This window comes from Rhodococcus sp. A14, from assembly GCF_011603105.1.
Taxonomy (GTDB): domain Bacteria; phylum Actinomycetota; class Actinomycetes; order Mycobacteriales; family Mycobacteriaceae; genus Rhodococcus_F; species Rhodococcus_F opacus.
Genome location: NZ_JAAOQS010000221.1, coordinates 1 through 3,376, shown reverse-complemented (window position 1 = coordinate 3,376; position 3,376 = coordinate 1). Strand labels below are relative to the sequence as shown.

Annotated in this window: 3 protein-coding genes; all 3 read right to left on the bottom strand. The window is 68.1% G+C overall.

Features of this window, described 5'->3' with window-relative positions; translation table 11 throughout:
* Nucleotides 1-149: 149 nt before the first annotated feature.
* The 3 genes from G9373_RS44800 to G9373_RS44790 are packed head-to-tail and all read right to left on the bottom strand — an operon-like array spanning nt 150 to nt 3,178.
* Nucleotides 150-965: an AAA family ATPase gene (locus tag G9373_RS44800; RefSeq protein WP_061700505.1), complete on the bottom strand. Its 816-nt coding sequence runs from the start codon at nt 963-965 to the stop codon at nt 150-152.
* Complete coding sequence (locus G9373_RS44795) at nt 962-2,467, bottom strand: DDE-type integrase/transposase/recombinase (RefSeq protein ID WP_120659162.1); 1,506 nt, start codon at nt 2,465-2,467, stop codon at nt 962-964. The genes G9373_RS44800 and G9373_RS44795 overlap by 4 nt, the downstream gene beginning before the upstream one ends.
* Nucleotides 2,468-2,521: 54 nt before the next feature.
* Nucleotides 2,522-3,178 carry a helix-turn-helix domain-containing protein gene (locus G9373_RS44790; protein ID WP_120659163.1) on the bottom strand — a complete coding sequence of 219 codons (657 nt, stop codon included), beginning with the start codon at nt 3,176-3,178 and terminating at the stop codon, nt 2,522-2,524.
* Between the last annotated feature and the right edge of the window lie 198 nt (nt 3,179-3,376).

Here is a 3,376-nt window from a genome sequence, read left to right as displayed (position 1 = left end):
TGTTGTCCGTCGCTGAACGTGCCGACGATGGCGTCACTGTCGATGACGGTGATGCCGATATGAGAAGGGCCCTGCCCGCGGTTGCGGGGAGGGCCTTCGTCGGAATGGTGACGGCATCGTCGGCGTGGTGACGTCGCACGATCAGTGACTCAATCGTGGCCACTTTCGGTGACGGCCACCCGTGCGGACTTCTCGTCGACGATGGATGCTTTCGCGGCGAACGCCGCCGTCAATGCCTGCACCGCCAGGTTGTTCACCGCCCGCGGATATCCCCGTGCTGCATTGTGAATCAGGGTGACCGCGTCGTCGGAGAACAACGGATCCGTGCGGCCGGCGATCTTGCAGTGATGGGTGATGTAGTCCGCCGAATCCGGCGGGCTCATCCCGGCCAGCGCGTAGCGCACCGCGATCCGCTGGTCCAGCGCGGCGAGTACTCCGAGCCGCAGTCGGTGCCGTAGCGTCGGCTGCCCGACCAGCAGTGCCGCGAACGGCGATCCCGAATCCATGTCGTGGTTGGTCAGCATCCGGATCGCTTCCATCTGCGCGTTGTCGAGCAGATGTGCCTCGTCTATCACGACCACGGGCGTGCGGCCCCGCTCGGCGTATTCGGCGGCCAGTGCTTCGGCGGCTTGCGGCGCAAGTGTCGCGGTGTAGAAACTCGGCACCCGGCCCAGTGCGGTGACGATGTGATGCAGCATTCCCCGCACCCCCACCGACGGGTTCGGCAGGTAGATCACGACGTGTCGGGCCGGGTCCAACGCGGAGGTCGCGGCGCGGATGGCGACGGTTTTCCCGGCGCCGACCTCCCCGGTGATCACCCCGAGCGCGTGTTGATCGACGCACCAGGAGATGCGAGCGACGGCTTCGGCGTGGCCGGGGTGCCGGTGCAACATCGCCGGTGCCAGACCGCGGCCGAACGGCATCCTCGTGAACCCGTAGTACGACTGCAGGCGTTGGATACTCATGCCGGCCGCCCGTGGTGATCGGTGGACCCGTCGGCGAGACTATCGGTGAGGTCGTCGATGCTCAGCTGCCCGGGAATCTGCCCACCGCCACCGTCGTCGTTGTCGTTGTCGTTGTCGTTGTCGGTGGGTCCGTATAGGGCGTGATACCCGATCCGCCGATCGCTGCGCACCTGCTCGTGGTGCAGGTGCGCCGTCAACGCCAGATAGTCGATACCCGTGACAACCGGTGCCGGCGGTTCCGGTGTTTCGGGCCGGGCTTTCGGGTGCACGTGCCGGGTGATGGTGTGCGGCACCGCCCGCCCGTGGGAGGCGTCGCGGTAGCGGACCTCGACGGTCTCCATGTCGAACGGAGAGAACACCAACTCCACCTTCCGCCCGGCCAGGGCATGATCGACCTGGTAGGTGTTGCCGTGCAACGACACCGTCGCCGTTTTGGTCACCGTCCGATATTCCGACCACAGGAACGCCTCGGTCAGATCGGCGGCCGTCGGCATCGCCGGTGTCCGCCCCAGCCGGGACCAGCCGGCCTCCCACCGCACGAGTGGACTCTGCCCGGTTTCCGAGTGCGTCCGCCGGTGGTATTCGGTTTCGATCCACCCGGTCAGCAACCGATTGAGCTCCAACAATGCGGTTCGGTGATTGATACCCGCGGCGGTGAGGTCCTCGGCGGTGGTGTCGGCGACCTCGACGAGGAACTGCTCCCGGACGGTGCGGAAGAACCGTTCGATCTTCCCGCGGCCCTGCGGGCGGTGCGGGGTCGAATGCACCAACCGGATGCCGAGTTTCGCGCATGCCCGCAGCAGCCACGCATCGACGAACGCCGATCCGTTGTCGACGTAGACCGATGCCGGGACGCCGCGCGCCGCCAGCGCCGGTTCCAACGCGACCCCGAGACGGACGGTGTCCTCGGAGAACCCGAACCGGTAGCCGGTGATCAACCGGGAATGATCGTCGAGGAACGCGAACAGATACGTTTTGCGGCCGCCGATCCTCGGCCCGTGCAGGGCGTCCCCTGTCCACCGATCGTTCGGGTTTTCCGCCTCGAACCGACCGAACACCGTCGGGGAGTCCCCGGCGGCGGGGCCGATCAACTCCAGCCGGTGAAAGTGGCGCAGCAGCGTCGATTCCGACGGCGCCCAGCCGGACGAGGCCCGCATAATCCGCCCGACCTGGGCGGCGGTGCGGGCCGGGTTCTCCCGTTTCAGCGCGGCAGCCAACTCGAGGGTGGCGGTGTCGGTCCGCGGCGACCGCGCCCGCGGGGAGGGAATCAATTCTTCGAAGCCGCCGGCCCGGTAGCGGCGGATCCAGCGGTCGAGGGTGTCCCGCGAATACCTCACCTTCGCCCCGAACGGGTCGGTGTGTTCGCGGCTTGCGATCTCTCGCACCAGCCGGCCCCGGGCCTTCGTCGACAACCCGGTATCGAGGGCCGGGCAGATCAGTTGGTAGCGGAACAACCCGACCGCATGGCTTCGCTCACGTCGTTTCTCATCGTCGGTAGGCAACGAGTTTCTCCCCTTCGTCCGGTGCTCATGCTGCCCGAACCTGTTGCCGGGCAGTCACACCCGCGACGATGACGCATCACCCTCCTCTGTGGCAGGGTCAACTGGTGTTGCAGAATCCGATCTCGGGGCCGGCGGCCATCCTGGTGAGAGAAGCCGACCAGCACTGGCCGCGACCGCGACCTGCGCGGCCGTCACCGCGCCGAGGACCGCGGCACTCCCGAAGCGCGCGGTGATCGCGGTCCGCGCCGCGTCCACCGCGGCGAGGACGTCGCCCCACACGGAATCCGATGCCCTCGGCACCGTGACATCGACACCCGCCGTGACCGCGACCGTGAGGAACCAGCTGCGCACCGCATCCGCGCGGGCCGCCGCCGCCCGCAACCAGCCGCGCACCGTCGACCCCGGGATGCCCAACCGCTGCGCGATCGGGCGATGCCCGCTCCCGCGGGCCTTCGCCACCAACGCCGTCCAGATCAACTCCGCGAGATACGCCCTGCGCAGCAACAACGTCACCGGCAGCAGCACGTGCGTCACCGCGCACCCCCGGCAGCGAGCTCGTCGCGGGCGCACCGGGGTGACTACGCCCACCACCGGGCGGGACCGGGCGAAACCCCACCCCGCCAACACCCCGTCCGAGCACGACGGGCAGGACATCTCTCCGCTCGACAGCCGGGACTCGACGCGGACAGGATCGACCTCTACCGTGACCATCAGTGCCTTCCGCACTACGCACGGTGCCCCCGTGAGCTCCGCCAAGAATTCAGCGGGGGCGCCGTGCACCCATCAGTTCCTCGTCACACTGACGGTGCAGACCACCAAGATCAACCCCACACTCACGCCGCCACCCAGATCGGCAACGTCACTGACGAACACCTACCCGCTGCTCGGCACCCCGAGCGACGCTCAACA